At 64.8% G+C, this 26,000-nt stretch carries 18 protein-coding genes; 14 read left to right on the top strand and 4 right to left on the bottom strand.

Annotated elements, in window-relative coordinates:
- Positions 1-18 precede the first annotated feature (18 nt).
- The 3 genes from AAIO73_RS02515 (at position 19) to AAIO73_RS02505 (ending at position 1,443) form a co-directional block, all read left to right on the top strand.
- Entirely contained in the window at positions 19-504 is a 486-nt protein-coding gene (locus AAIO73_RS02515) for an ExbD/TolR family protein (protein ID WP_242115617.1), read from the top strand.
- Positions 505-516: 12 nt separating this feature from the next.
- Positions 517-945 (top strand): ExbD/TolR family protein, encoded by a 429-nt coding sequence (locus AAIO73_RS02510; RefSeq protein WP_242115616.1) that lies wholly within the window; start codon positions 517-519, stop codon positions 943-945.
- Between the two features lie 126 nt (positions 946-1,071).
- The gene (locus AAIO73_RS02505) at positions 1,072-1,443 is read left to right on the top strand and encodes a tetratricopeptide repeat protein (RefSeq protein ID WP_345876006.1); all 372 of its coding nucleotides are present in this window, start codon (positions 1,072-1,074) and stop codon (positions 1,441-1,443) included.
- A gap of 127 nt (positions 1,444-1,570) precedes the next feature.
- Here AAIO73_RS02505 and AAIO73_RS02500 read toward each other — a convergent pair whose 3' ends face one another.
- Positions 1,571-4,936 (bottom strand): TonB-dependent receptor, encoded by a 3,366-nt coding sequence (locus AAIO73_RS02500; RefSeq protein ID WP_345876005.1) that lies wholly within the window; start codon positions 4,934-4,936, stop codon positions 1,571-1,573.
- Positions 4,937-5,203: 267 nt separating this feature from the next.
- Here AAIO73_RS02500 and AAIO73_RS02495 point away from each other — a divergent pair, with 267 nt between their 5' ends.
- Positions 5,204-6,715 (top strand): tryptophan halogenase family protein, encoded by a 1,512-nt coding sequence (locus AAIO73_RS02495; RefSeq protein ID WP_345876003.1) that lies wholly within the window; start codon positions 5,204-5,206, stop codon positions 6,713-6,715.
- 37 nt (positions 6,716-6,752) lie between these two features.
- On the opposite strand, the gene AAIO73_RS02490 is transcribed toward AAIO73_RS02495, so the two are convergent.
- On the bottom strand, positions 6,753-9,047 hold the full coding sequence (locus AAIO73_RS02490) for a glycoside hydrolase family 3 protein (RefSeq protein ID WP_526023756.1): 2,295 nt from the start codon (positions 9,045-9,047) through the stop codon (positions 6,753-6,755).
- Positions 9,048-9,319: 272 nt separating this feature from the next.
- Here AAIO73_RS02490 and AAIO73_RS02485 point away from each other — a divergent pair, with 272 nt between their 5' ends.
- The 6 genes from AAIO73_RS02485 (at position 9,320) to AAIO73_RS02460 (ending at position 16,631) form a co-directional block, all read left to right on the top strand.
- Positions 9,320-10,408: a LacI family DNA-binding transcriptional regulator gene (locus AAIO73_RS02485; RefSeq protein WP_345875999.1), complete on the top strand. Its 1,089-nt coding sequence runs from the start codon at positions 9,320-9,322 to the stop codon at positions 10,406-10,408.
- A 105-nt stretch (positions 10,409-10,513) separates the two neighbouring features.
- Positions 10,514-11,920, top strand: coding sequence for a sugar porter family MFS transporter (locus tag AAIO73_RS02480; RefSeq protein ID WP_345876329.1), 1,407 nt, complete (start codon positions 10,514-10,516; stop codon positions 11,918-11,920).
- 70 nt (positions 11,921-11,990) lie between these two features.
- Positions 11,991-13,772 (top strand): IlvD/Edd family dehydratase, encoded by a 1,782-nt coding sequence (locus AAIO73_RS02475; RefSeq protein ID WP_345875997.1) that lies wholly within the window; start codon positions 11,991-11,993, stop codon positions 13,770-13,772.
- A gap of 10 nt (positions 13,773-13,782) precedes the next feature.
- A complete protein-coding gene (locus tag AAIO73_RS02470; RefSeq protein WP_345875995.1) occupies positions 13,783-14,922 on the top strand; it encodes a fumarylacetoacetate hydrolase family protein in 1,140 nt (379 codons plus the stop codon).
- Between the two features lie 22 nt (positions 14,923-14,944).
- The gene (gene xylB, locus AAIO73_RS02465; RefSeq protein ID WP_345875993.1) at positions 14,945-15,739 is read left to right on the top strand and encodes a D-xylose 1-dehydrogenase; all 795 of its coding nucleotides are present in this window, start codon (positions 14,945-14,947) and stop codon (positions 15,737-15,739) included.
- 1 nt (position 15,740) lies between these two features.
- Positions 15,741-16,631: an SMP-30/gluconolactonase/LRE family protein gene (locus AAIO73_RS02460; protein WP_345875991.1), complete on the top strand. Its 891-nt coding sequence runs from the start codon at positions 15,741-15,743 to the stop codon at positions 16,629-16,631.
- Between the two features lie 5 nt (positions 16,632-16,636).
- Here the strand turns inward: AAIO73_RS02460 and AAIO73_RS02455 are convergent, their stop codons facing one another.
- Positions 16,637-17,008 carry a MerC domain-containing protein gene (locus AAIO73_RS02455; protein WP_345875989.1) on the bottom strand — a complete coding sequence of 124 codons (372 nt, stop codon included), beginning with the start codon at positions 17,006-17,008 and terminating at the stop codon, positions 16,637-16,639.
- Positions 17,009-17,049: 41 nt separating this feature from the next.
- Positions 17,050-18,072 carry a LacI family DNA-binding transcriptional regulator gene (locus tag AAIO73_RS02450; protein WP_345875986.1) on the bottom strand — a complete coding sequence of 341 codons (1,023 nt, stop codon included), beginning with the start codon at positions 18,070-18,072 and terminating at the stop codon, positions 17,050-17,052.
- A gap of 200 nt (positions 18,073-18,272) precedes the next feature.
- Between AAIO73_RS02450 and AAIO73_RS02445 the strand changes: the two genes are divergently transcribed.
- The 4 genes from AAIO73_RS02445 to AAIO73_RS02430 are packed head-to-tail and all read left to right on the top strand — an operon-like array spanning position 18,273 to position 25,997.
- Positions 18,273-21,044, top strand: coding sequence for a TonB-dependent receptor (locus tag AAIO73_RS02445; RefSeq protein ID WP_345875985.1), 2,772 nt, complete (start codon positions 18,273-18,275; stop codon positions 21,042-21,044).
- Positions 21,045-21,097: 53 nt separating this feature from the next.
- Positions 21,098-22,612 (top strand): tryptophan halogenase family protein, encoded by a 1,515-nt coding sequence (locus AAIO73_RS02440; RefSeq protein WP_345875983.1) that lies wholly within the window; start codon positions 21,098-21,100, stop codon positions 22,610-22,612.
- A complete protein-coding gene (locus AAIO73_RS02435; RefSeq protein ID WP_345875982.1) occupies positions 22,609-24,393 on the top strand; it encodes an alpha-amylase family glycosyl hydrolase in 1,785 nt (594 codons plus the stop codon). Before AAIO73_RS02440 ends, AAIO73_RS02435 begins: the two co-directional genes overlap by 4 nt.
- Positions 24,393-25,997: an alpha-glucosidase family protein gene (locus AAIO73_RS02430; RefSeq protein ID WP_345875980.1), complete on the top strand. Its 1,605-nt coding sequence runs from the start codon at positions 24,393-24,395 to the stop codon at positions 25,995-25,997. Before AAIO73_RS02435 ends, AAIO73_RS02430 begins: the two co-directional genes overlap by 1 nt.
- Positions 25,998-26,000 lie beyond the last annotated feature (3 nt).

The following is a 26,000-nucleotide window of genomic DNA, read 5'->3' as shown; positions in this document are numbered from 1 at the left end:
AGTGGATAGGATAGCCTCATGGCGATGAGTGTTGGCGGCGGCGGCGATGAAGCCCCCCTCTCGGACATCAATACCACGCCGCTCGTGGACGTCATGCTCGTGCTGCTGATCATCTTCCTGATCGCGGTTCCGGTCGTGGTGCAGCAGGTGAGCGGCCTCAAGGTCCCGAAGGTCGTGTTCGAACCGACGACGACCAAGCCCGAAAACGTGTCGCTTTCGGTGCAGGGCCTCGACGGACAGTGCGCCGTCTATTGGGGTCTCACCCGCGTCAATGCGGACGAGCTGCGGACCCGCGCGGTCAAGAAGCTGGAAGACGAAGTCGCCCGTCAGGGTGGCGTCGGCAACCCGAACCTCGAACTGCCCGAAGTGCATATCCGCGGCGACGTGAATACGCCGTATCGCTGCATCGGCGGTACGATCTACACGATGCAATCGGCGGGGTTCACGAAGGTCGGGTTCATCTCCGAACCGGACCCCAATACCACGCCGCGCGCGCGTCAATAGGAGTAGCCTGACATGGCAATGAGTGGTGGCGGTCGCGCAGACGACGAACCGATGATGGACATGAACACGACGCCGTTGATCGACGTGCTGCTCGTGCTCCTGATCATGTTCATCATCACCATCCCGATCCAGAGCCACGCGGTGAAGGTCGATCTGCCGCAGCCGGACAACCGGCCGCGCGAGAATGTCGACCCGGTCAAGAACAAGATCGCGATCAACGCGCAGGGTCAGACCTTCTGGAACGGTACGCCGGTCGACGAGGTCACGCTGACCCAGTATCTCGACCAGACCGTGGCGATGAACCCGCAGCCCGAACTCCACTTCCAGCCTGACGCCACGGCGCGGTACGAAGTGGTCGACGGCGTGCTGGCGATCGTGAAGCGGGCGAACGTTACGAAGCTCGGCTTCGTCGGCAACGAACAGTATCGCGCCGACTTCTAAGTCGCGCATAACACTGTTTCGCAAAGGGGCGGCTTCGGCCGCCCCTTTTTTTATGCCCGTCTTGCGGAGCCGTCTTAAAAGTGAAACATTGATGTCATCACGATGTAACAAAGTGGAGATGATATCATGCGATTCGGAACGCTCGTACTGCTTGCCCCGGCGCTGGCGGCCATGGGGATCGCCGCCAGCGCGAACGCCCAGGATGCGCAATATGCGCACGCCGCCATTGCTGCCGGTAACCTCCCGGCCGCGGAACGCGCATTGGAGCGCGACGCCCGCGCGGGAAGTCGCGAACCGCAGGTGCTGCTGAACCTCGCCGCCGTCTATGCGATGACCGACCGTCCCGATGCGGCGCGTGTGCTGTACACGCGCGTGCTGGCCGGCGAAGATGCATCGCTGCTGATGCCATCGGATCAGGTCGCCAGCGCCCATGACGTGGCGCGCCGCGGACTGCGGATGCTCGACCGGTCGAACGCGGTGCTGCTGACGTCGCGCTGATCACTACGGTCGTACGGTCGGCGGCGGAGATCGCGGCGTCAGCCCTGACCCGGTCGCCCGAAACGAACGAACAAAAACGCCGCCGGGTTGCCCCGGCGGCGTTTTCGTTTTCACGTTCCGAACGACCTCAGAAATTCATGCGCGCGACGATCGAGTAGCGACGGTCATTCACATACCATTGCCGCGGCACGCGCCGGATCGCATCATTCTGGTCCGCCACGGCAGCTTCGGTGACCGTCATCGCATTGGTCAGGTTCACACCCTGGATACCGATACGGAATTGCGGCGTGACCTGCACGAACGCCGATGCGTCCATCTGACCATAAGCCCGCTGGAAGATTGGATCGAACGGGGTGATGACGTCGCGCAACGTCAGCAGATAGTCGGACCGCCAGTTATACGACGCCCGCAGCGACAATATCCCGATGTCGATGAACGGGGTGATGTTGAACTGGTGCTTTGACAGCCCCTGCAACGGGAAGTTGGTTCCGGTGATCGTCGGCTGCTGCCCGGCAGCGACCGCCGGGTCGGTCGCGGACAGTACCGCCTGCGGCACGCCCGAGCTGCTGATGAAGGTGTAGTTGGCCTGCAACCCCAGCCCCTTCAACGCGCCCGGCAGGAAGTCGTAGGTCTGTTGATAGCCGACCTCGACCCCGCGGATGTGACCGGTTGCGTCCGAATTGACCGGGGTGGTGACGATCGCCTCGAAACTCTCGCCATTGTTGGTGAAGGTCTGACGCTGGGTATCGTTGGTCAGCACCTTGCTCAGCCGCTTGTAGAAGCCCGACACGGTGATCGATCCGACGCGCGAGAAATACCATTCGCCGGTCAGGTCGAAGCTGTCGGCCTCGGTCGGCAGCAGATACGGGTTGCCGGCGTTGAACTGGCCGAACACCTGCACCTGGTTCGGGGGCAGGGTGCCGTCGGGATTGACGACGATCGGAACCTGCGCACCGGTGCTGTCGAGCTGCGACTGGGTGGTGAGACCCACGGTATAATAGTTGCGCACCAGACCCGGCGACGGCGGCGACACGCCCTTGCCATAAGCGGCACGGAATTGCAGGCCGTTGCCGACCTCGAGCCGGACGTTGAGGCTCGGCAGCCAATAGTCATAGGTCAGGTCGACATTGTTGGCGACGACGGCACCGTTCAGGAAATTCTGATAGCTTGTCTGCTGGGCGCTCGGCAATGCGCAGAAGGCGGGGACGGTCGCGCCGGTTTCGCCAGCGTTCACCTGACCGATCGCTTCCGAACACTGCGCCGCGGTCGGTAGCGACGTGACGGTCGGGAAGGACTGGAACCCCTGGCTGATCCGCTGCGTGCTGGTGTAGCGGACGCCGACATTGCCGTTCAGCTTCCACCCATTGCCGAATTCGGTGTCGAACCGCGCCATGACATAGGCGGCCTTGTTGCGCTCGGTCTGCGGATTGACCTCGCCGCGCAGATAGTCGGTGCCGGGCACCACGTCGCAGCGCTGGTTGAGCGGGTTCCACCCGGCGTTGATGGCGCGGCCATCGGCGCAGGTCGTGCCCGGTTGCCATTCGCGGCCGATCAGCAAGCCCAGCTCACGATATTGTTCGAGATTGCTGGCCGGACGCCCCGAATAGAACAGGCGGCCGGGGCCGGCGGGGCTGGGCGTGCGACCCTGCAGGAAGTTATTGTAGAAGAATGGCTGCGTCACGTTCAGCGGCGCGCCGCCGTCGGTGGTCGGATCGCCATCGACATTGTCGGTCAGCCAGACCGGGCCGTTATTGCCCCATTGTTCGGACAGCACGCCCCAATTGTAGGCCGAGAAACGCGACACCGTATCACGCTGTGCGAAGCGACCGCCGGCGCGGACCGCGCGGAGGAAGCCCGATTCGGGGAAGCTGTATTCTAGGTCGAGCCGCACCGCGTCCGAATTGCCGTCCGATTCCTCGGCATGGTCCATCGCCGATCGATAGAAGGTGTTGTACGGATCGATGAAGCTCTGGTGCGTGCCGCTGAAATAGGTCGGATAGACGTCGGTCCCCGGGGTGCCGACACAGGTCGTGTCGCAGGTCTGCGGTGCGATGAAGCTTACCTCCGGAATACCCTTTCCGTTCAGGCGGATCTGCGCGTCCTGATAGCTGGAAGTCCACAGACCGTTATCGACGGTGCGGTTGGCCGAGACGACGTGCTGGTAATCGAGGTTCAGGCCGAGCCGGCTGCTGACGTCCCATTTCAGATTGAAGGAATAGTCGGTGGTGACGTTCTTCGAAATCTGTTCGCGACCCTGGTTGTTCGACTGCAGCCCCGACGCCGGGGTACGCGGGTCGAGGCCCTGCTGGTCGGCGCGCCAGCCGGTCGGCGCGGTGATGATGCCGCTTTCGAACAGGCCGCTATCGTCGAAGTTCAGCGTCGTGCCGGCGCGGGCGCGCGAGTCGCCGTTGGTCGTGACGTTGTCGGTCGCGATCTCGATGGTGCGTTCGTTCCACGCCTGTCGCGCGTCGGAGCGCAGGAACTGCGCGGTCGCCTCGATCGAGCCATCGTTCGACCGCCACTGGGCGGCGGCGGAATAGCCATAGCGTTCGCGGTTGAAGTCCTGGCTGCCCATCACCGCCCCGCGCGGGAACAGTCCTTCGCCGGTCTGGGTCGCGCCGTCGAACGCGACGACGTCGTTGCGGGTGCCGTCTGAATAGATCGGGCGCACGCGGAACGACGAGATGCCGAGCCGGTCGGCGCGTGTGTAAAGCTGCGAATAGCTGATCGAGCCCAGCAGGCCGAATTCACCGATCCCGGTCTGCCAGCGGTTGCTGACCAGCGCCGACAGCGACGGTGCGCCCTTTCTCGCAAACTCCCCGTAATTCATCTCGGCATTGGCAGAGACGAGCAGGCCCTTCTGATCGAACGGCTTGCGCGTGCGCAGGTTGACGACGCCGGCGATGCCGCCCTCGATCCGGTCGGCCGAAGGTGATTTGAACACGTCGACCCCGCCGAGCAGTTCGGACGGCACGTCGGCAAAGCTCAGCCCGCCGCTGTTCCCGGCGGAGAAGGCGTCGCGGCCGTTAAATTCGGAGCGGACATAGGTGAGGCCGCGCACGACCACGCCCGACCCCTCAACCGAGAAATGGTCGGGGTCGACGCCGGCGGCAAAGCGGTTGATCGACACGCCGGGGATGCGTTGCAGCGTTTCGGTGACCGAACGGTCGGGCAGCGCGCCGATATCCTCGGCGGTGACCGAGTCGACGATCACATCCGAATTGCGCTTGATCCCCTGTGCGCTCGACAGCGACTGGCGAAAACCGGTGACAACGATGTCAGGTGCGGTGCCGTCGTCGGGGGCCTGGGTCGGTTCGGCCTGGTTGTCAGCGTTGTCGGTTCCCGGCGCGATCGAGCTTTGCGAGACGTCGCCAGCGGCGGTCTGGGCAAGCGTCGGTGCGGCAAGGCATAGCGCGACGAGCGACGCGCCGGCCTTCAGCGCGACGGCGAGCGACCGATCACCGTACGACGAATGGGTTGCGTGGAATGGCACGTAGAACTTCCTCCCCGGAATATGGTAGCGCTATCATTACGACGCGCATTTTTGGTTCGGGGTTTGGCTTAGGGGAGAAGCTTGTGATGGAGCAATAGCTTAGGAAGTGAGCTATATTGAATAAGTGCGTATGTGTTGCAAAAGTGTCGCCGACCGTGCGCCCGATGCCCGCTCCTGTGCAACCAACGAAACGGAATCCTAGAAAATGGAATGGCGTGAATGGGCGTTCGCAGACGCGATGCTGCCGACCCGCGGACGGACCGCAGCATGAGTGATGATCGTATCCGCCGGATCGTCATCGTCGGCGGCGGGACGGCGGGCTGGATGGCGGCTGCCACCTTCGCCAAGCTGCTGACCACCGACTATTGCGAGATCACGCTGGTCGAATCGGACGCGATCGGTACGGTCGGGGTGGGCGAGGCGACCATCCCGCAAATGGCGACCTTCAACCGGATGCTGGGCATCGACGAGGCCGAGTTCCTGCGCGAGACGCAGGGTAGTTTCAAGCTGGGCATCGAATTCGTCGACTGGACGCGGATCGGCCACCGCTATTTCCATCCGTTCGGCAGCTACGGCATCAACATGAACGGCATCTCGTTCCATGCCTATTGGCTGCGGTTGCACGCGCTGGGCGAGGCGCCGACGATCGAGCCATGGTCGCTGCAGGCGATGGCCAGTGAACGGGGCAAGTTCATGCGCCCGATCGATGCCGGCAATTCACCGCTCAGCGACATCGCCTATGCCTATCACTTCGATGCGGCGCTCTATGCCCGCTATCTGCGCCGCTATGCCGAGGCGCGCGGCGTCGTGCGGCAGGAAGGGCGGATCGAGCGCGTCGCGCTTCGCCCCGAGGACGGTTTCGTCGATGCGGTGGTGCTGGCGGACGGCCGGCGGATCGAGGGCGACCTGTTCATCGACTGTTCGGGGTTTCGTGGGCTGCTGATCGAACAGACGCTGGGCGCACGCTTCGTCGACTGGTCGCACTGGCTGCCCTGCGACCGCGCGGTGGCGGTGCCCTGCGCGGGGACCGAGGCGATGGCGCCGTTCACCCGCTCGACCGCACGGCGCGCCGGCTGGCAATGGCGCATCCCGTTGCAGCACCGCATCGGCAACGGCCATGTGTTCAGCAGCGCGCATATGAGCGACGACGAGGCGACGGCGATCCTGCTCGCCAATCTCGACGGCGAGCCGCTCGCCGAACCGCGTTTCGTGCCGTTCCGCGCTGGCCATCGCGATCAGATGTGGATCAAGAATTGTGTCGCGATCGGACTGTCGTCGGGGTTCCTCGAACCGCTCGAATCGACCAGCATCTGGCTGATCCAGTCGGGTCTGTCGCGGTTGATGGCGATGTTTCCCGACCGACGCTTCCGCAGCCCCGAGATCGAGCGCTACAACCGCATACTGTCGACCGAATATGCAGAGATCCGCGACTTCATCATCCTGCATTATCACGCGACCGAGCGCGACGATTCGGATTTCTGGCGGCATTGCCGGACGATGGCGGTGCCCGAGCGATTGGCGGAAAAGATGCGGGTGTTCCGCACCCATGGCCGTACCTTCCGCGAGAATGAGGAACTGTTCAACGATACCAGTTGGTTCGCGGTGATGAACGGGCAGGGGATGCGGCCGGACGGTTATGATCCGATCGCCGAAACGCTGTCGCTCGACGAGACGCGCGCGCGGTTGGCGCATATTCGCGACGCAATTCAGGCATCGGCGGACTATATGCCGACGCATCGGGCGTTCATCCGCGGCTATTGCGCGGCGGACGACCAGTAAGGCCCCTCCCCGGTAAGGGGAGGGGATACGCTATCGATTAGCGGACCGTCAGCGTCGCCGTCTTCAACGCGGTCGAGCTGTTGCCCGCGCTGATCGTGAAGGTGCCGGGTTCGACGACGCGGTGCATGTCGACATTCCAGAAGGCGAGGTCGGCGGGTTTCAGGTCGAAGATCACCGTCCGCTTTTCGCCCGGTTGCAGCGTCACCCGCTGAAAATGCTTGAGTTCGAGCACCGGACGGGTGACCGTCGCCTCATCGTCGCGAACATAGAGCTGCACGACCTCGTCCCCGGCACGGCGACCGGTGTTGGCGACGTCGACCGACACGCGCACCGTTTCGTCCCGGCCGATCGTCGCCTTGGCGAGCCGCGGCGCGCCGACGTCGAAGCTGGTATAGGACAGGCCATAGCCGAACGGATAGAGCGGGGCGGTGCTGTCGAACAAATAGCCGCGCCGTGACGTCGGCTTGTGATTGTAGAAGATCGGCAACTGCCCCTCGCTGCGCGGCACCGACACCGGCAGCTTGCCGCCGGGATTGGCGCGGCCGAGCACGACATCGGCGACGGCATTGCCGGTCTCCTGTCCCAGATACCAGCCCTCGACGATCGCCGGAGCATTGGCCTCCAGATAGGTCGCCGCCAGCGGCCCGCCGTTGAGCAGCACGACCACCACCGGCTTGCCGGTCGCGAACAACCGGCGCGCCAGTTCGTTCTGCTCGCCGATCAGGTCGAGCTTCTGCCGGTCGCCGAGATGCTGGTCGGCCCACGCCTCGCGGCTCAACTGCTCGTTCTGGCCCAGCACCAGCAGGATCGTGTCGGCCGATGCCGCCTTGCGCACCGCTTCCTCGATCAGCGGCGCGTTCTCGGCCGGCGGGACCAGATCGACCTTGTCGCCGGCCCATTGCCGGCTGCGGGTGAGGCGCACGCCCTCGGCATAGTCGACCGCGAAGCGGCCCTGTGCAGCCTGCTGCATCCCCTCCAGCACGCTGACGACATGGCGGGGCACGTCCGAATAGCCACCGATCGGGGTGTCGCGAGCATGCGTGCCGACGACCAGCATCTTGCCGACCTTGGCCGGGTCGAGCGGCAGCAAATCGTTCCGGTTCTTGAGCAGCACCATCGAGCGCACGGCGGCTTCGCGGGCCAGCGCGATCGCGTCGGGGGTCGCGGTCTTCGCTTCGGCGGTGCGGGCGTCGGCATAGGGGTTTTCGAACAGCCCCATCTGGAACTTCATGGTCAGGATGCGGCGGACGGCATTGTCGACCTGTTCCTGCGGCACCTGTCCCGACTTCACCATCGCGGCCAGCGTCGACCACCCATCGGCGTCGGGCAGCTCCATATCGACCCCGGCGTCGAGCGCGCGGCGGCCGGCGGCGGCGCTATCGGTGCCATACATCTTGTGGCGGGTATTGAGTTCCTTGATCGCGAAATAGTCGCTGACCACCGATCCCTTATAGCCCCATTCGCGACGCAGCACGTCGTCGAGCAGCCATTTGTTGGCATGGCTGGGGATGCCGTCGATCTCGTTGTACGACGCCATCACCGCCTGCACTGGCAGTTCCTTCACCGCGCGTTCGAACGGCGGAAAGAAATTCTCGCGTAGCGTGCGTTCGGAGATGTTGGCCGGGCCGACATTGGTGCCGTTCTCGGGCTGGCCATGGCCGGTCATGTGCTTGAGCGTGACCATGACCTTGTTGGGCGCCAGCGGCAGGGTGGTACCCTGGAACCCGCGAATCGCGGCAAGGCCCATCTCGCCGACCAGATGCGGATCCTCGCCATAGGTTTCCTCGATCCGGCCCCAGCGCGGATCGCGCGCGACGTCGACGACGGGGGCGAGCGCGAGATTGGCACCGCGTGCGCGCATCTCGCGCGCGGCCACGCCGAACACGCGCTCGACCAGCGCCGGGTCCCACGACGATGCCAGCGCGATCGACTGTGGGAAGCTGGTGGCACCGCGCGCGACATAACCGTGCAGCGCTTCCTCATGCATGATGAGCGGAATGCCGAGCCGGGTCTGCTCGACCGCCCAGCGCTGCGCGGCGTTGATATAGTCGGCGGTTTCCTGCGCGGTGCGGTTGACGGCATCGGCGGTCACGCCCGCCGCATTGTTGCCGGCGGTGACGCCGCGCTTGTCCGACGGGCGGGTAATTTGACCCAGGCCGTTGGGGAAGGCGCGCGCGGCCTTCGCCGCCGAGAAATTGCCCTTCGCGTCCTGGATGTCGCGCTTCTTTTCCCAGATGCCGATCATCTGCGCGACCTTTTCCTCCAGCGTCATGCGGCGCAGCAGGTCCTCAACGCGCGCGGCGACGGGTTGCGAGGCGTCCTTGTACAGCATGCGCTCGGCCGAAGCCGGTCGGTTGGGACGGGTCTGCGCGACGACGGTGCCGGTCGCGGCGGTCGCCAGCAGACAGGCGAGCGCGATGCGAACGGGCTTGGGCGCTAGGGTCACATTCTCTCTCCCGGGACATGCGGCATCCGGTTCACCCGCCGCCGCTATTTGGTAGCGCTATCAGCTATCTTTCCCGCCCCGGGCCGTCAACCGATCGCACGATTTGCATTCGCCCGTTTCGCGCCATAAGCATTGCGGCAAGGGAGCGGTTTTTATCCATGGAAAAGCCAAGTCGTCGCAGCGGTGGCAGCATTACCGTGCAGGACGTCGCGCGTTCGGCGGGCGTGTCGGCGATGACCGTGTCGCGCGTCGTCAATGGCGGTGCCAATGTTCGCCAGTCGACACGCGAGGCGGTTTTGGCGGCGATCGAGCAGCTGAATTATTGGCCCAACACCGCCGCCCGCAGTCTGGCGGCGGGGGAGGCGGCACAGATCGGGCTGCTCTACGCCAATCCATCGCTCGCCTATCTGTCGAACTTCCTGATCGGGGCGCTGGAGGGCGCGCGCAAGGTCGGCTGTCATCTCGTCCTCGAACCTTGCGAGGGCGACAGCGCCGAGGAACAGGCGGAGGGCGCGCGGCGCTTCGCATCGACGGCGGTACAGGGAGTGATCCTGCCGCCGCCGCTGTCGGATTCGATGCCGGTCCGCGACGAACTCGACGCCGCCGGCACGCCTTCGGTGGCGGTCGCGGTCGGAATGGCGCAGCCGGGACGCGCATCGGTGCGGATCGACGACTGCGCGGCGGCGCAGGCGATGACCCAGCATCTGATCGACCTCGGCCATCGCCGGATCGGCTTCGTGCGCGGCGATCCCAATAACGGGTCGAGCGCCGAGCGCTGGCGTGGCTTCGTTGCGGCGATCGAAGCGGCGGGACTCGATCTGGCCGACATGCCGGTTGAGCAGGGTTATTTCACCTTCCGATCGGGGATCGATGCCGGGGAGAAGCTGATCGACCGCGACGATCGCCCGACCGCGATCTTCGCCTGCAACGACGACATGGCGGCAGCGGCGATCAGCGTCGCGCATCGGCGCGGGCTGCATGTGCCAGAGGATTTGAGCATCGTCGGGTTCGATGATACCTCTCTTGCGACCACCACCTGGCCCGAGATCACCACGATCCGCCAGCCGATCGCGGCAATGGCCGAGGCGGCGGTCGAGATGCTGTTGGCCGAAATCCGCGATCGCCGCATGGGTCAGGATGGCGCGGGCGAGGATCGTGTGCTCGACCATGAACTGATCGTGCGCGAATCGTCGGGGCCGGTGCCCGCGAAGCGTCCGGGAATGGCACGGGGGCGTCCCGCCGCATAAAAGCCCTGGCCCCTTTGTTACGGACGCTTGCATTTGTCGTAATAATTCGCCACCGTTACCGCTAACACGCCGTTTCGAACGGCAGTGAACATGGAGTGGATGGGGATGGTAGAGGCGACGGGGGAGCGCGTGAACATCGCGCTCGTCATCGCGATCGTTGCAGTGGCAACGATCGGGGGGCTGTTGTTCGGATATGACAGCGGGGCGGTAAATGGCACGCAGGAAGGGCTGAAGAGCGCGTTCGGGCTGAGCGAGGCCGGACTAGGCTTCACGGTCGGATCGCTGTTGATTGGCTGTTTCGTCGGCGCGTTCCTCGCCGGCAAGCTGGCCGACGCGATGGGTCGCCGCAAGGTGATGATGCTCGCCGCCGTGCTGTTCCTGGTCGGCGCAATCATTCAGGGTTTCAGCCACGTCCAGGCGCTGTTCGTCATCGCCCGCTTCATGGGCGGCATGGCGGTCGGTGCGGCATCGGTGCTCTCGCCAGCCTATATCTCGGAGGTCGCGCCGGCGAACATCCGCGGGCGGATGACGACCGTGCAGCAGATCATGATCATCACCGGTCTGACCGTCGCGTTCGTCGTAAACTATTATCTGGCCGCTGCCGCTGGTAGCTCGACCGCCATCTGGTGGGGCGGTTACGAGGCATGGCGCTGGATGTATTGGATGCAGGCGATTCCCGCCGCCGTCTTCCTCGTCGCGTTGCTCTTCATTCCCGAAAGTCCGCGCTATCTGGTGCAGAAGGGCCGTCTGGACGAAGCGCGCATCGTGCTGACCCGCCTGTTCGGTCCGGCCGCCGCTGCCGTGAAGATCCGTGATATCGAGGCATCGTTCAGCAAGGATCACAAGCCCGCGCTGCGCGACATCATGGACCCCGTGAAGGGCGGCATCCGCCCGATCGTGTGGGCCGGCCTCGTGCTGGCGGTGTTCCAGCAGCTCGTCGGGATCAACGTGATCTTCTATTACGGCGCGACGCTGTGGCAGGCCGCGGGCTTCTCCGAAGCGGAAGCGTTGCAGCAGAACATCTTCTCGGGCGCGATCTCGATCGTCGCCTGCTTCCTCACGGTCGGGCTGGTCGACAAGATCGGGCGTAAGCCGCTACTGTTGATCGGTTCGGCGGGCATGGCGCTGACGCTGTTCGTCATGGTCTATGCCTTCTCGACCGGTACGGTGCAGGGTGCGACGCTGCTCCTTCCGGGCAATATGGGCCAGGTCGCCGTCGGCGCCGCGCTCGCCTATTCGGCATTCTTCAACATCAGCTGGGGCCCGGTCATGTGGGTCATGCTGGGCGAGATGTTCCCGAACCAGATGCGCGGTTCGGCGCTGGCGGTCTGCGGCTTTGCCCAGTGGTTCGCCAACTATGTCGTGACGCAGAGCTTCCCGGTAATGCTCGGCACCATCGGTCTGGCCGCCAGCTACAGCTTCTACGCGGTCTGCGCCGCGATCAGCTTCTTCCTCGTCCAGAAATTCATTCATGAAACCAAGGGCAAGGAACTGGAGGACATGCAGGGCTGAGAATCTGCGTTACGTGTAACCTTCGCCAACTTCGGCCCCGCGTTTCGCGGGGCCTTTCGACCGAGTAGCCATGATGACCCGTACCCCCGCCCGTCCGTTCCGATCGCGCGAATGGTTCGCCGCGCCCGGCCGTCTCGACATGGCCGCGCTGTATCTCGAACGGTTCATGAACTACGGCATCACGCCCAAGGAACTGACCAGCGGACGGCCGATCATCGGCATCGCCCAGTCGGGATCGGATCTGACGCCGTGCAACCGCATCCATCTGGAAACGGTCAAGCGGGTCAAGGCCGGGATCGAGGCGGCGGGCGGGATTCCGATGGAATTCCCGACCCATCCGATCTTCGAGAATTGCCGCCGCCCGACCGCGGCGATCGACCGCAACCTCGCCTATCTCGGGCTGGTCGAAATCCTGAACGGCTATCCGATCGACGCGGTGGTACTGACCACCGGCTGCGACAAGACGACGCCCTCGGCGATCATGGCGGCGTCGACGGTCGATATCCCGGCGATCGTCCTGTCGGGCGGGCCGATGCTCGATGGCTGGCACGACAACGAACTCGTCGGGTCGGGCACGGTCATCTGGCGCTCGCGCCGCAAGCTGGCGGCAGGCGAGATCACCGAGGAAGAGTTTCTCGAAGCCGCGACCGCTTCGGCGCCGTCGGCGGGCCATTGCAACACGATGGGTACCGCGTCGACAATGAACGCGATCGCCGAAGGGCTCGGCATGTCGCTGCCCGGCTGTGCGGCGATTCCGGCGCCCTATCGCGAGCGTGGCCAGATCGCCTACGAAACGGGCAAGCGCATCGTCGAGATGGCCTATGACGATCTGCGCCCGTCGAAGATCCTGACGCGCCAGTCGTTCCTGAACGCCATCGCGCTCATCACCGCGATCGGCGGATCGTCGAACGCGCATCCCCACCTCCATGCCATGGCGCGCCATGCCGATATCGAACTGCATCCGTCCGACTGGATGGAGTTCGGCTATGACCTGCCGCTGCTGGTCGATGTGCAGCCTGCCGGGCGCTTCCTCGGCGAACGCTTCCACCGGGCGGGCGGCGTGCCGGCGGTGCTCAGCGAACTGATCGCGGTGGGGAAGGTCGACGGCAATGTCGCGACCGTCACGGGCAAGACGCTGGGCGAGAATGTCGCCAACCGCGTCGCCACCGATCGCGAGGTCATCCGGCCCTACGACCAGCCGCTGAAGGAACAGGCCGGCTTCCTCGTCCTGTCGGGCAATCTGTTCTACGTCGCGATCATGAAGACCAGCGTGATCGGGCCCGATTTCCGCGCCCGCTATCTGTCACAGCCGGGCAACGAAGGCTGTTTCGAAGGCCGGGCGATCGTGTTCGACGGGTCCGACGATTATCACCACCGCATCGACGATCCGGCGCTCGACATCGACGAGAACTGCATTCTCGTTATCCGCGGTGCGGGCGTGATCGGTTGGCCCGGTTCGGCCGAGGTCACCAACATGCAGCCGCCCGCCGCGTTGCTCCAGAGGGGTATCCAGAGCCTGCCGACGATCGGCGACGGGCGGCAGTCGGGGACGTCGGACAGCCCGTCGATCCTCAACGCCTCACCCGAAAGCGCGGTCGGCGGCGGCCTTGCGTGGCTGCGCACCGGCGACACGATCCGCATCGACCTGAACCATGGCCGCTGCGACATGCTGGTCGACGATGTTGAGATCGCGCGGCGCAAGGGCGAGGGCATTCCGCCGGTCCCGGCCAGCCAGACGCCGTGGGAGGAAATCTACCGCGAAAAGGTCGGCCAGCTTGGCGAAGGCGGCGTGCTTGACCTTGCACTCAAATATCGCCGGACGTCGGAAACGACGCCGCGCCACAATCACTGAGGAAACGGACATGAAGAGCGAACATGCCGCGCGGATGCTGCCGGCCGATCATGACAAGGCGCTGCTGGTCGGGCGGATGCAACTGGCCGACGGCCCGACGCCGGTGGTGGTGAAGGGTGGCAAGGTCATCGATGTGTCGGCCCATGCCGCGACCGTCGCCGATTTGCTGGAGCGGAGCGATATCGCTTCGCTCGACGGTCCGGTGGTGTGCGACACCGCCGCGCTGGCCGATCCGGCGGGCGATCATCCGCCGATCCTGTCGCCGATCGATCTGCAATGCGTGAAGGCGGCGGGCGTGACCTTCGCCGTCTCGGCGCTGGAGCGGGTGATCGAGGAACGCGCACGCGGCGATGCCGATGCGGCGCAGGGCATTCGCGGCGATTTGGAAGCGCGCATCGGCGGCGGCATCCGTTCGGTGAAGCCGGGATCGAGCGAGGCAGGCGAACTGAAGGCCGCGCTGATCGAGGCGGGTATGTGGTCGCAATATCTGGAGGTCGCGATCGGCCCCGATGCGGAGGTGTTCACCAAGGCACCGGTGCTGTCGACCGTAGGCTGGGGCGCGGATGTCGGCATCCGCTCGGACTCGTCGTGGAATAACCCCGAGCCGGAAATCGTCGTCGTTGCGACCAGCGACGGCAAGGTCGTCGGCGCGACGCTCGGCAACGACGTCAACCTGCGCGATTTCGAAGGGCGCTCGGCACTGCTGCTCGGCAAGGCCAAGGACAATAACGCCTCGACCGGGATCGGCCCGTTCATCCGTCTGTTCGACGGCGACTTCACCATGGACACGGTCCGCGACGCGGTCGTCGACCTGCGTATCGACGGTCCCGAAGGCTATGTCCTGACCGGCACCAGTACCATGCGCGAAATCAGCCGCGATCCGGAGGATCTGGTACGGCAGGCGCTGTCGGAGCATCAATATCCCGACGGTTTCGTCCTGTTCCTCGGCACGTTGTTCGCGCCGGTGCAGGACCGCGACGAACCGGGCCGCGGCTTCACCCACAAGCCGGGGGATGTGGTGCGGATCTCGACCCCCTCGCTCGGCGAACTGGCGAACACCGTCACCACCTCCAAGGCTGCCGACCCGTGGAGTTTCGGCATTCGCGACCTGATGCGCAACCTTGCGCGCCGCGGCCTGATCGCCGCCTGACACCTCTTTGCTGGAAACACCCATGTCGCCTGACGATTTCGCCTACCCGATCGCGCCCGAAGCCCGCGCGTCCTATCCCTCGCTTGCCGGCAAGCGCGTGCTCATCACCGGCGGCGGGTCGGGGATCGGCGCGGGCGTGGTCGAAGGATTCGTCCGGCAAGGCGCGCACGTCACCTTCTTTGACATTGCCGAAGCGGATTCACTTAAGCTGATCGAGGAACTGGCTGGCGTCGGTCCGACGCCGGCGTTCCAGCGCGTCGACCTTACCGATATCGCTGCGCTGAAAGCCGCAATTGAACGGGCGATCGCGGAAGGGGGCGAGTTTGACGTGTTGGTCAACAACGCCGCCAGCGACGACCGCCATTCGATCGAGCAGGTCGACGAAGCCTATTGGGACAACCGGATGGGGGTGAACCTGCGCCATCTGTTCTTCGCCGCGCAGGCGGTGATCCCGGGCATGAAGGCCAAGGGCAAGGGCGTGATCGTCAACATGGGGTCGATCAGCTGGCACTTGGCGCTGGAGGAACTGACGCTCTACCAGACCGCGAAGGCGGCGATCGAGGGGCTGACCCGCAGCTTCGCGCGCGAACTGGGCGGCGACGGTATCCGCTCGGTCTGCGTCATCCCCGGCAATGTCCGCACCCCGCGCCAGCTGAAATGGTACACGCCCGAAGGGGAGGCGGAGATCGTCAAGGCGCAGTGCCTGAACGGACGGTTGGTCGCGGGCGACATCGCCGCGATGATCCTGTTCCTTGCCTCCGACGATGCGCGGCTGGTAACCGGGCACAGCTTCTTCGTGGATGCAGGGTGGCGGTAAAATGACGAAGGTACAGAAGTCCGAACCGGTCAGCGTCTGGGACCTGTCGGCACCGTTGCTGGAGGGACCCAACTGGGTCGACCGCGACAACGCGCTGTGGTTCGTCTGTATCAAGACGCCGCGCATCCACCGCTACGACCCGGCGAGCGGCGAGCGGCGCAGCTGGGCCGCGCCGGGCCAATGCGGTTTCGTCCTGCCCTCGGCCGATGGCAAGTTCATCGCCGGGCTGCAGAGCGGGTTGCACCGGTTCGATCCGACGACCGGCGCGTTCGCGCTGCTGGTCGATCCGGAGCCGAACCTGCCCGGCAACCGGCTGAACGACGCGACCGTCGCGCCGAACGGCCAGCTGTGGTTCGGGACGATGGACGATGGCGAGCGCGCGGCGACCGGCGCGATCTATCGCCTTGCCGCCGATGGCTCGGCCATCGCGTCAAGCCCGCAGGTCGCGATCACCAACGGACCGGCGGTTAGCCCCGATGGCCGGACGCTCTACCATGTCGATACGCTGGGCGGGTATATCTATGCGTGCACCATCGCCGCCGACGGATCGCTGACCGACCGCCGGCTGTTCGTGACGATCCCGAATGCCGAAGGCTTTCCCGACGGCCCGGCAGTCGATGCCGAGGGTTGCGTGTGGATCAGCCTTTATGCCGGCTGGAGCATCCGCCGCTATTCGCCCAAGGGCGAGTTGCTGGAGACGATCAAGATGCCGGTCGACGCGATCACCAAGATCGCGTTCGGCGGTCCCGATCGCAAGACGGTGTTCGCGACCACCGCGAACAAGCATCACGATGCCGATCAGGCCGCGGCGCAGCCGCTGGCGGGCAATCTGTTCCGCTTCGAGGTCGACGTGCCGGGCGTGGCCGGACCGGAAGTGTCGATCGGCATCTGACCGGATCAGGCGGTCCGCAGCCGTCGCCAGTTGCCGAGATGCGCCATGGCGAGCGCGAGGCTGCCGGCGACGGTCAGCGCGGTTTCCGCGCCGGGTACGCTGTCGAACGCCAGGCCCGCTGCCAGTCCGGACAGCCCCAGCGCGCCGAGCAGCATCGGCACGACCCGGCCATGCGCGCGCCATCCGCCGACCAGCGCCAGCGCGCTGACCGGTATCGCGGTCAGCAACAGCAGCAGATGCAGCCATTCCGACGACGGCAGGCCGATGCTCGCCAGCGCGGGCAGCAGCGCGAACAGGATCGGCAGCCCGATGCAATGGATCAGGCAAAGCAGCGACGCACCGATTGCGGCACCGTCGAGAAGGGTGGAACGTTGCATGGCCGTGCAGATGTGACTTTATATCATCTGACGCAAGGGGTTCAGCTCGATTTTCGGACGACCAGCTCGGGCGGTAGCAGCGTCGGTGCGGTTTCGCGCCGGTCGATCCGGCGGATGAGCATGTCGACCAGCAACTCGCCGGCCCGTGCATAATCCTGTCGGATGGTGGTGAGCGGCGGCTGCGCCAGCGAGGCGGCGGGAATATCGTCGAACCCGACCAGCGCGACGTCTTCGGGTACGCGCCGCCCCGCCTCGACCAATGCGCGCACCGCGCCCAGTGCGATCATGTCGGACGCCGCAAAGATCGCGTCGAAGGCGATCCCACGCGCGATCAGGCGACTGGCGGCGTCATAGCCCGATGCTTCGCTCGACAATGCGTCGACCTGCAACCCCGGATCGACCGGCAGCCCGTCCGCCTGCAACGCCGCCGCCAGCCCGCGATACCGGTCGCGCGATTCGGGATATTGGCTCGACGCGTCGCCGAGAAACGCGATCGCACGCCGACCGCGTCCGATCAGATGCCGCCCGGCGTCATGGCCGCCCGCAAAATTGTCGCAGCCGATGACCGTGCCCGGATGCGCCGGATCGGGCGATCCCCAGCGGACGAAATGCGTCCCCTGCGCCACCAGCTGGTCGAGCCGCCGCGAATAGGCGTCGAAATCGCCATAGCCGAGCAGAATCAGCCCGTCCGCCTTGCGGCTGTCCTCATAATCGACATGCCAGTCGGCGGAGAGCTGCTGGAACGAGGTCAGCAGGTCATAGCCGCGCGCGCCGCACGTGTGCAGGATCGACCCCAGCATCGACAGGAAGAACGGATTGATCCGCGAACCGTCGGGCGCGGGGTCTTCGAAGAACAGCAGCGCCAGTGTCGAGGTGCTGCCCCGGCGGAGCGCCGACGCGTTCTTGTCGACCTTGTAATTCAGTTGCGCGGCGATCGCCTCGATCCGCAGGCGCGTGGCGGCGCTGACCGTCCGGTCGCCGCGCAACGCCCGGCTGACGGTCGGTTGCGATACGCCGGCCAGCGCCGCGATATCGAAGGAGGTCGGCTTGTCGCCCGACGCCATGCCTGGTCCTTTATGGCCGCATTGGGCCTGATCCGTATCAGTGAACGGCCGGTGTAGCGGTCGCACCCGGTCACCGGCAAGCGCCGACTGAATACGTATGCTGTCCGCTTCTCAACCGGCCCGGATGGTTTCAATAGGAGGGTACGGACGAACCGGGCGAAAGAACCGGGGAATCAATCATTTCTGGGGAGGTTTGGGAAATGCGGTATTCATCGCAGGCGCGGTCGTGCGCCCGGCTGGCGCGCGGTGCCAGCATCACGGCATTGATCGCGGCCGGTGCACTGGCAGGAGCCGGCAGCGCGTTCGCACAGACGGCGACGACCACCCCGGAGCCGACCACGGCCCAGGCCGACGGCACCGACCCGACCGATCCCACCGCGAACGAAGACGTCGATATCGTCGTCACCGGCTTTCGCGCCAGCCTCGAAAACGCGGTCGCCGAAAAGAAGAACCGCGATCAGGTCGTCGAATCGATCAGCGCCGAGGATATCGGCAAGCTGCCCGACGCGTCGATCGCCGAGTCGATCGCCCGCCTGCCGGGTCTGACGTCGCAGCGCGTGTCGGGTCGGTCGAATTCGATCTCGATCCGTGGCTTCGCGCCCGATTTCTCGACCACGCTGCTCAACGGCCGCGAACAGACCTCGACCGGCGACAATCGCGCCGTCGAATATGATCAGTATCCGGCCGAAATCATGAGCCAGGTCGTGGTGTACAAGACCGGTCAGGCGAACCTGGTCGGGCAGGGCCTGTCGGGTACCGTCGACCTGCGCACCGTCCGTCCGCTCGAATATGGGCGGCAGGCGATCTCGATCGGCGCGCGCGGCACCTATGCCGATCTCGGCAAGCTCAACGCCGGGTCGCGCGACAAGGGCTACCGCGTCAGCGGCACCTATATCGACCAGTTCGCCGACGACACGATCGGCATCGCCCTGTCGGCCAACTATCTCGACGAACCCTATCAGATCCAGGAATTCAACGCCTGGGGCTATGCCGGCTTCAACGGGCAGGGGGTGATCGGCGGATCGAAATCCTATGTCACCTCGACCCGTCTGAAACGGCTCGGCCTGTCGGGCACGCTGCAGTACAAGCCGGTCGACAATCTGACGGTCACGGTCGACGGCTTCTATTCGGACTTCAACGACGATCAGCTGAAGCGCGGGATCGAATTGCCGCTGGGCTATGGACAGGACTTCAATCAGGCTGACAAGCCGAACGGCGTGAAGCTGACCGGTACGACCGCCAACAGTGATGGCTTCGTCACCTCGGGCACGTTCGGCAATGTCGAAGGCGTCGTCCGCAACGACGCGTTCGAGCGCAAGGCGAAGCTCTACGCCTTTGGCTACAATATGGCGTGGCGCGGCGACGATGGCTGGAACGCGACGCTCGACGCCAGCTATTCGCGCACCGACCGCGAGGAGATCATCCTCGAAAGCTATGCCGGTACCGGCTACGGCCAGAATGTCGGTGCGAAGGACACCATCGCCTTCACCAGCGGCAAGACCGGCACGCGCTTCAGCCCGACGCTGAACTATTCCGACCCGAACCTGATCCTGCTGACCGATCCACTAGGCTGGGGTAATACGAACCTGCAGGCCGGCTACTTCAATGACCGCAAGGTTCAGGACCGCATCGCGCAATATCGGTTCGAGGTCGAAAAGGAGTTGGACGGTTTCTTTGGCGCGGTAAAGGCAGGACTTAACTATACCGATCGCGATAAGTCGCTTGCCCCGGCCGAAGCGCTACTGGCGCTGAGCGGCGGGCTGCGCTCACTGCGCATTCCGGATCAATATGTGAAGGAGCCGACCAGCCTCGATTATCTCGGGCTAGGTCCGATGCTAAGCTACGATCCGCGCGATCTGCTAGCTGGTGGTGTCTACCAGCTGAACCCGAACACCAGTCCTGATGTGCCGGCTAAGGCATTCCGTATCGAAGAAGACTTGATGACGATGTATGTCCAGGCGGACATTCATCAGGACGTCGGCAGTTCGGTCCTGACCGGAAACGTCGGGGTTCAGGCAGTCGCGACCGAGCAGAAGTCGTCGGGGCTGATCGCCGCCAATCAGGTGCTTTCACCGGTGACACGAGGAGCGGATTACTGGGACCTGATGCCCAGCCTCAATCTGTCGTTGCGCATGCCGGGCGACTGGGTGATCCGTGCGGGCGCCGCGCGGCAGGTACAGCGACCGCGACTCGACGATATGCGTGTTGCTTTGGGCTTTGGCTACAATCCCCAGGAAGGATTGATAACCGGTGGCGGTGGTAACCCATCGCTCCGTCCGATCCGGTCAAACTCGTTCGATCTGACTTTGGAGAAATACTTCGGACGCGCGGGCTATATCGCAGCACAAGGCTTCTATAAGGATCTGAAGTCGTACGTATACAACCAGACGCTGCCGTTCGATTATTTCGCGTTCCCGACCCCGACCGGAACGCCTGCGGGCACGCCAACCTTGGGCCGCGTCGATCGGCCGATCAACGGAGAAGGTGGTAGCATCTACGGTGTAGAACTCGCTGCTACGCTGCCGCTGAATACCTTCGTGTCGTTCCTTGACGGGTTCGGATTAACCGGGGGCGGTTCGTGGACCAAGACCCAGATCAAACCCGATCCCAACTCGCCGCCGGAAAATATCCCGGGTTATTCGAAGTGGGTCGTCAACGGCACGGCCTATTTCGAAAAGTGGGGGTTCAGCGCGCGCGGTTCGGCGCGGTACCGCTCCACCTTCGTCGGCGAACTGTCGGGCTTCGGCGGCAATCGCCAGCGTCGCCGCGCGCTGGACGAAACGATCATCGATGCGCAGATCGGCTATGAATTCCCGAAGGGCACCACGCTCGAAGGACTGTCGCTGTTCGTACAGGGGCAGAATTTGACCGACGAACGCTTTGCGACCGTCGATCCGGCGTACGACCTCGCGGTGATCGACTATCAGAGCTATGGCCGGCGCTTCCTTGCTGGGGCATCGTTCCGGTTCTGATGCCACAAGCCGCCCGTCTCAAATTGGACGGGCGGCGGTGACGGGAGGCGTTGATGGCGATCGATCAGAAGCCCGTCCGCAGCGTCGCGATCGTCGGCGGCGGTTCCGCCGGCTGGATGACGGCGGCGGCGCTGGCCCGGTTCCTGCCGGGCGGTACGCAGGTTACGCTGATCGAATCCGATGCGATCGGAACGGTCGGCGTGGGCGAGGCGACGATCCCGCAACTGCGGCTGTTCAATCAGCATCTCGGCATCGACGAGGATGATTTCGTCGCGCGCACCAATGGCAGCTTCAAGCTCGGCATCGAATTCGCCGGCTGGAACGGGGTGGACAGCCGTTACATCCACGCATTCGGCACGATCGGCCGTTCGCTGGGGCTAGTGCCGTTCCAGCATTACTGGCTGGCGGCGGGCGGGGGCGACGCACCCGAATCCTTATGGTCCCACAGCGCTTGCGCCGGGGCGGCGACGGCGAACCGGTTCGATCGCGATCCGGGCAATCCGCAGGCACCGTCGGGGATCGCCTGGGCCTATCATTTCGACGCCGCGCGCTATGCCGCCTATCTGCGCGAACGGGCCGAGGCCGGTGGCGTCGAGCGGATCGAGGGGCGGGTGGTTGCGGTCGACCAGAACGATGCCGGGATCGCTGCGGTGACGCTCGACGATGGTCGCACGATCGCTGCCGATTTCTTCATCGACTGTTCGGGGTTCGCCGCACTGTTGATCGGCCGCATGCCGGGCGATCGCTGGGACGACTGGTCGACGCTGTTGCCGTGTGACCGAGCGCTGGCAGTACCCTGCGCGGCGACGCAGCCGATTACGCCATACACGCGGGCCACTGCGCGCGCCGCCGGATGGCAGTGGCGCATCCCGCTACAGGCGCGGACCGGCAACGGGCTGGTTTATTCGAGCGCACATCTGTCCGACGACCAAGCGGCGGCGACGTTGCTCGGCAATCTCGATGGGGCGGCGCTGGCTGATCCGAAGCTGCTGCGCTTCACCACCGGGCGTCGCCAAGCGCCTTGGATCGGTAATTGCGTCGCGCTCGGGCTGGCCGCCGGGTTTCTCGAGCCGCTGGAATCGACGTCGATCCATCTCGTCCAGTCGGGGATCGCGCGGCTGCTGTCGCTGTGGCCCGCAGCCCGACCGCGTCCGGCCGATATCGCCGAGTTCAACCGCCAATCCGAACGTGAATGGCTCGGCGTGCGCGACTTCCTGATCGCGCATTATGCACTGAATGGTCGCGACGAGCCCTTTTGGCAGGAACGCCGCGCGACGCCGCTGCCCGACAGCCTCGCCGAGCGTATCGCGCTGTTCCGCGAATCGGGCCGCATCGTCCGCGACGAGCATGAATTGTTCGCCGAGGTCGCGTGGCTGCAATTGCTGGTCGGGCAGGGGGTGCGGGCGGAAGGCTATCACCCGCTTGCCGACGCGCTGCCCGCCGACCGCCTCCACCAGTTTCTCGACATGCATTCTAAACATGTTGCCGCCACGGTCGCGCGGATGCCGACCCATGACCAGTTCCTGCGCGCCTATTGTCCGGCGCCCGATGCAAAGGTTGCCGCGTGATCCGATCCCTGCTTCTGGCCCTTACCCTCGGTTCCAGCATCCTGCCTGCCGCCGCGCAGGATTTTCGCGCCCGCGCGCCCGAAGACGAGGTGATCTATTTCGTCCTGCCCGACCGGTTCGAGAATGGCGACCGGTCGAACGATCGCGGTGGTCTTCGCGGCGACCGCATGGTCCATGGCTATGATCCGACCGCCAAGGGCTTTTACCATGGCGGCGACCTGAAGGGGCTGACCGCGCGGCTGCCTTATATCCAGTCGCTCGGTGCCACGGCGATCTGGGTCGGCCCGATCTTCAAGAACAAGCCGGTGCAGGGCGGTCCGGGGCAGGAATCGGCGGGCTATCACGGCTATTGGATCACCGACTTCACGCAGGTCGACCCGCATCTCGGCACCAATGCCGATTTCAAGGCGCTGGTCGATGCGGCGCATGCGCGGGGGATGAAGGTCTATATGGACATCATCGCCAACCACACCGCCGACGTGATCCAGTATCGCGAATGTGCCGGCAAGAGCGCCTGCGTCTATCGCAGCCGTGCCGACTATCCCTATGCGGCCAAGGGCAAGAACGCCGGTTTCGCCGGGGACAATGTGCAGACGGCGGAGAATTTCGCGAAGCTGACCGACCCATCCTTCGCCTACACGCCCTATGTCCCGGCACCCGAGAAGGCGGTGAAGGTGCCTGCATGGCTCAACGATCCGATCTATTATCATAATCGCGGCGACACGACCTTCACCAACGAAAGCTCGCAGATGGGCGATTTCGTCGGGCTGGACGATCTGATGACCGAGAATCCGCGCGTGGTCGCGGGCATGATCGATATCTTCGGCGGGTGGATCGACCAGTTCGGCATCGACGGCTATCGCATCGACACCGCGCGCCATGTGAACCCGGAGTTCTGGGCGGCATTCGTGCCGGCGATGCTGGAGCGCGCCAAGGCGAAGGGGATACCGAACTTCCACATCTTCGGCGAAGTCGCGCTGTCGTCGCTCGACGCGGGCGGCCTCGCCGCATGGACCAAGACCGGCAAATTGCCCGCCGTCCTCGACTTTTCGTTCCGGGAGGGCGTCGTGCAGACCGTCGCGGGCAAGAAGGGCACCGATGCCTTCGAAACCGTGTTCGACGGCGATGTGCTCTATGCGGGGGGCGAGGCGACGGCACGGCGATTGCCGACTTTCACCGGCAACCACGACAATGGCCGCTTCGCCTTCTACCTCCGGCAAGCCCGGCCCGAAGCGAGCGATGCCGAAATCCTGTCACGCGTCATGCTGTCGAACGCGATGCTGCTGACGCTGCGCGGTGTGCCGACCATCTATTCGGGCGACGAACAGGGATTTGCCGGCGACGGCAATGATCAGGACGCGCGCGAGGATATGTTCGCGTCGCAGGTCGCGTCGTACAACGACAACAAGCTGGTCGGCACGACGGCGACTACCGCGACTGCGAACTTTACGCCGACGCATCCGCTCTATCGCCAGATCGCCGAACTGGCGAAGCTGCGCACCACCACCCCGGCGCTGACCCGGGGGCGGCAGGTGTTGCGCGCGCGGGAGGAAACGCCCGGCCTGCTCGCGATCTCGCGTTTCGATCCGACCAGCAACGCCGAAGTGCTGTTGCTCTTCAACACCTCGACCGCGCCGATTACCCGCAATGTGCAGGTCGAGACCGCCTCGACCGGCTTCCGCGCACTCGCCGGAGGTTGCGGCAGCGTGACCGCGCCCGGCGCTGTGCGCGTCGACCTTCCCGCCCTTGGCTATGCGGTATGCGCAGCGGAGACCCGCTGATGACCGAGACTGCGAATACGCGCCGCTGGTGGCACGGCGCGACGATCTACCAGATCTACCCGCGCAGCTTTGCCGACAGCAATGGCGACGGAATCGGCGATTTGCCTGGCATCACCGCGCATCTCGATCATGTCGCGTCGCTCGGCGTCGATGCCATCTGGCTGTCGCCCTTCTTCACGTCGCCGATGAAGGACTTCGGCTATGACGTTGCGAATTATTGCGATGTCGACCCGATCTTCGGCACGCTCGCCGACTTCGACGCACTGATCGCCCGCGCCCATGCGTTGAACATCCGAATCATCATCGACCAGGTCTGGTCCCACACCAGCGACGAACATCCGTGGTTTGTCGAAAGTCGGTCGAGCCGCACCAATTCCAAGGCCGACTGGTATGTCTGGGCCGATGCCAAGCCAGATGGTTCGCCACCCAGCAACTGGCAGTCGGTGTTCGGCGGACCGGCATGGACGTGGGATGCGCGGCGCGGCCAATATTATCTGCACAATTTCCTGAAGGAGCAGCCGCAACTCCACGGCCATAATGCGGAGTTGCAGGAAGCGTTGCTCGATACCGCGCGCTTCTGGCTCGACCGTGGCGTCGACGGGTTCCGGTTGGACGCGATCAATTTCGCGATGCATGATCCCGAACTGCGCGACAATCCGCCGATGCCGCGCAACGGCAAGACGCGCACCCGCCCGTTCGATTTCCAGCGTAAGCTGTATAATCAAAGCCATCCCGATATTCCGGGATTCCTCGAACGCGTACGGCTGCTGCTCGACGGCTATGACGGCGATCGGTTCACCGTTGCCGAGATTGGCGGGGATGATGCCACGCGCGAGATGAAGCTGTTCTGCGGCGGCGGCAACCGGCTGAACACCGCCTATGGCTTCGACTTTCTCTACGCCCCCGAACTGTCGCCCCGCATTCTGCGCGACGCGATCGAGCCGTGGGACGAAGGCTCACCATGGCCGAGCTGGGCGTTCGAGAACCATGACGCGCCGCGCGCCGTATCGCGCTGGTTGCCCGAAGGCGCGGATACCGATGCGTTCGGTCGGGTCAAGATGCTGCTGCTGGCCTGTCTCCGCGGCAACATCTTCCTGTACAATGGTGAGGAACTGGGGCTGCCACAGGTCGACATCGCGTTCGAGGATCTTCAGGATCCGGAGGCGATTGCCAATTGGCCGCTGACGCTGTCGCGCGACGGTGCCCGCACGCCGATGCCGTGGGTCGCCGATGCCGAAAATCTCGGCTTCGGCGCGGGCAAGCCCTGGTTGCCTGCGGGCGCTACACATCGGCCGCTCGCCGTCGACCGACAGGAAGTCGACACGCATTCGCTGCTCAACTTCACTCGTCATGTCCTGCGCCTGCGCAACGCCCATCCGGCGCTGCGTTCGGGCAGCATGACGATCGTCGAGGCTTCCGACGCGATCCTCGCCTTCGAGCGTGAACTCGATGGGCAGCGCATGCTGTGCGTGTTCAATCTGTCGAATGCACCGGCGCAGTTTTCCACCGGCGCTGGCTGGCGCACAATCGAAACCATTGGCGACGTGGATGGGGACCGGTTCGGCCCGTTCGCGGCGTGCGTCGCAATCTGCTACGAAGCATAAGGA

The organism is Sphingomonas epibiotica (assembly GCF_039615155.1).
Lineage (GTDB): Bacteria > Pseudomonadota > Alphaproteobacteria > Sphingomonadales > Sphingomonadaceae > Sphingomonas.
The sequence above is the reverse complement of the archived record's forward strand: the minus strand, read 5'-3'. Positions and strand labels throughout refer to the sequence as shown.

Bases quoted from the DNA above. Each gene is read 5' to 3' on its own strand.
- AAIO73_RS02515 (WP_242115617.1), top strand. From the start codon at position 19: ATGGCGATGAGTGTTGGCGGCGGCGGCGATGAAGCCCCCCTCTCGGAC.
- AAIO73_RS02510 (WP_242115616.1), top strand. From the start codon at position 517: ATGGCAATGAGTGGTGGCGGTCGCGCAGACGACGAACCGATGATGGAC.
- AAIO73_RS02505 (WP_345876006.1), top strand. From the start codon at position 1,072: ATGCGATTCGGAACGCTCGTACTGCTTGCCCCGGCGCTGGCGGCCATG.
- AAIO73_RS02495 (WP_345876003.1), top strand. From the start codon at position 5,204: ATGAGTGATGATCGTATCCGCCGGATCGTCATCGTCGGCGGCGGGACG.
- AAIO73_RS02490 (WP_526023756.1), bottom strand. From the start codon at position 9,047: ATGCTGTACAAGGACGCCTCGCAACCCGTCGCCGCGCGCGTTGAGGAC.
- AAIO73_RS02485 (WP_345875999.1), top strand. From the start codon at position 9,320: ATGGAAAAGCCAAGTCGTCGCAGCGGTGGCAGCATTACCGTGCAGGAC.
- AAIO73_RS02480 (WP_345876329.1), top strand. From the start codon at position 10,514: ATGGTAGAGGCGACGGGGGAGCGCGTGAACATCGCGCTCGTCATCGCG.
- AAIO73_RS02475 (WP_345875997.1), top strand. From the start codon at position 11,991: ATGATGACCCGTACCCCCGCCCGTCCGTTCCGATCGCGCGAATGGTTC.
- AAIO73_RS02470 (WP_345875995.1), top strand. From the start codon at position 13,783: ATGAAGAGCGAACATGCCGCGCGGATGCTGCCGGCCGATCATGACAAG.
- xylB (WP_345875993.1), top strand. From the start codon at position 14,945: ATGTCGCCTGACGATTTCGCCTACCCGATCGCGCCCGAAGCCCGCGCG.
- AAIO73_RS02460 (WP_345875991.1), top strand. From the start codon at position 15,741: ATGACGAAGGTACAGAAGTCCGAACCGGTCAGCGTCTGGGACCTGTCG.
- AAIO73_RS02455 (WP_345875989.1), bottom strand. From the start codon at position 17,008: ATGCAACGTTCCACCCTTCTCGACGGTGCCGCAATCGGTGCGTCGCTG.
- AAIO73_RS02450 (WP_345875986.1), bottom strand. From the start codon at position 18,072: ATGGCGTCGGGCGACAAGCCGACCTCCTTCGATATCGCGGCGCTGGCC.
- AAIO73_RS02445 (WP_345875985.1), top strand. From the start codon at position 18,273: ATGCGGTATTCATCGCAGGCGCGGTCGTGCGCCCGGCTGGCGCGCGGT.
- AAIO73_RS02440 (WP_345875983.1), top strand. From the start codon at position 21,098: ATGGCGATCGATCAGAAGCCCGTCCGCAGCGTCGCGATCGTCGGCGGC.
- AAIO73_RS02430 (WP_345875980.1), top strand. From the start codon at position 24,393: ATGACCGAGACTGCGAATACGCGCCGCTGGTGGCACGGCGCGACGATC.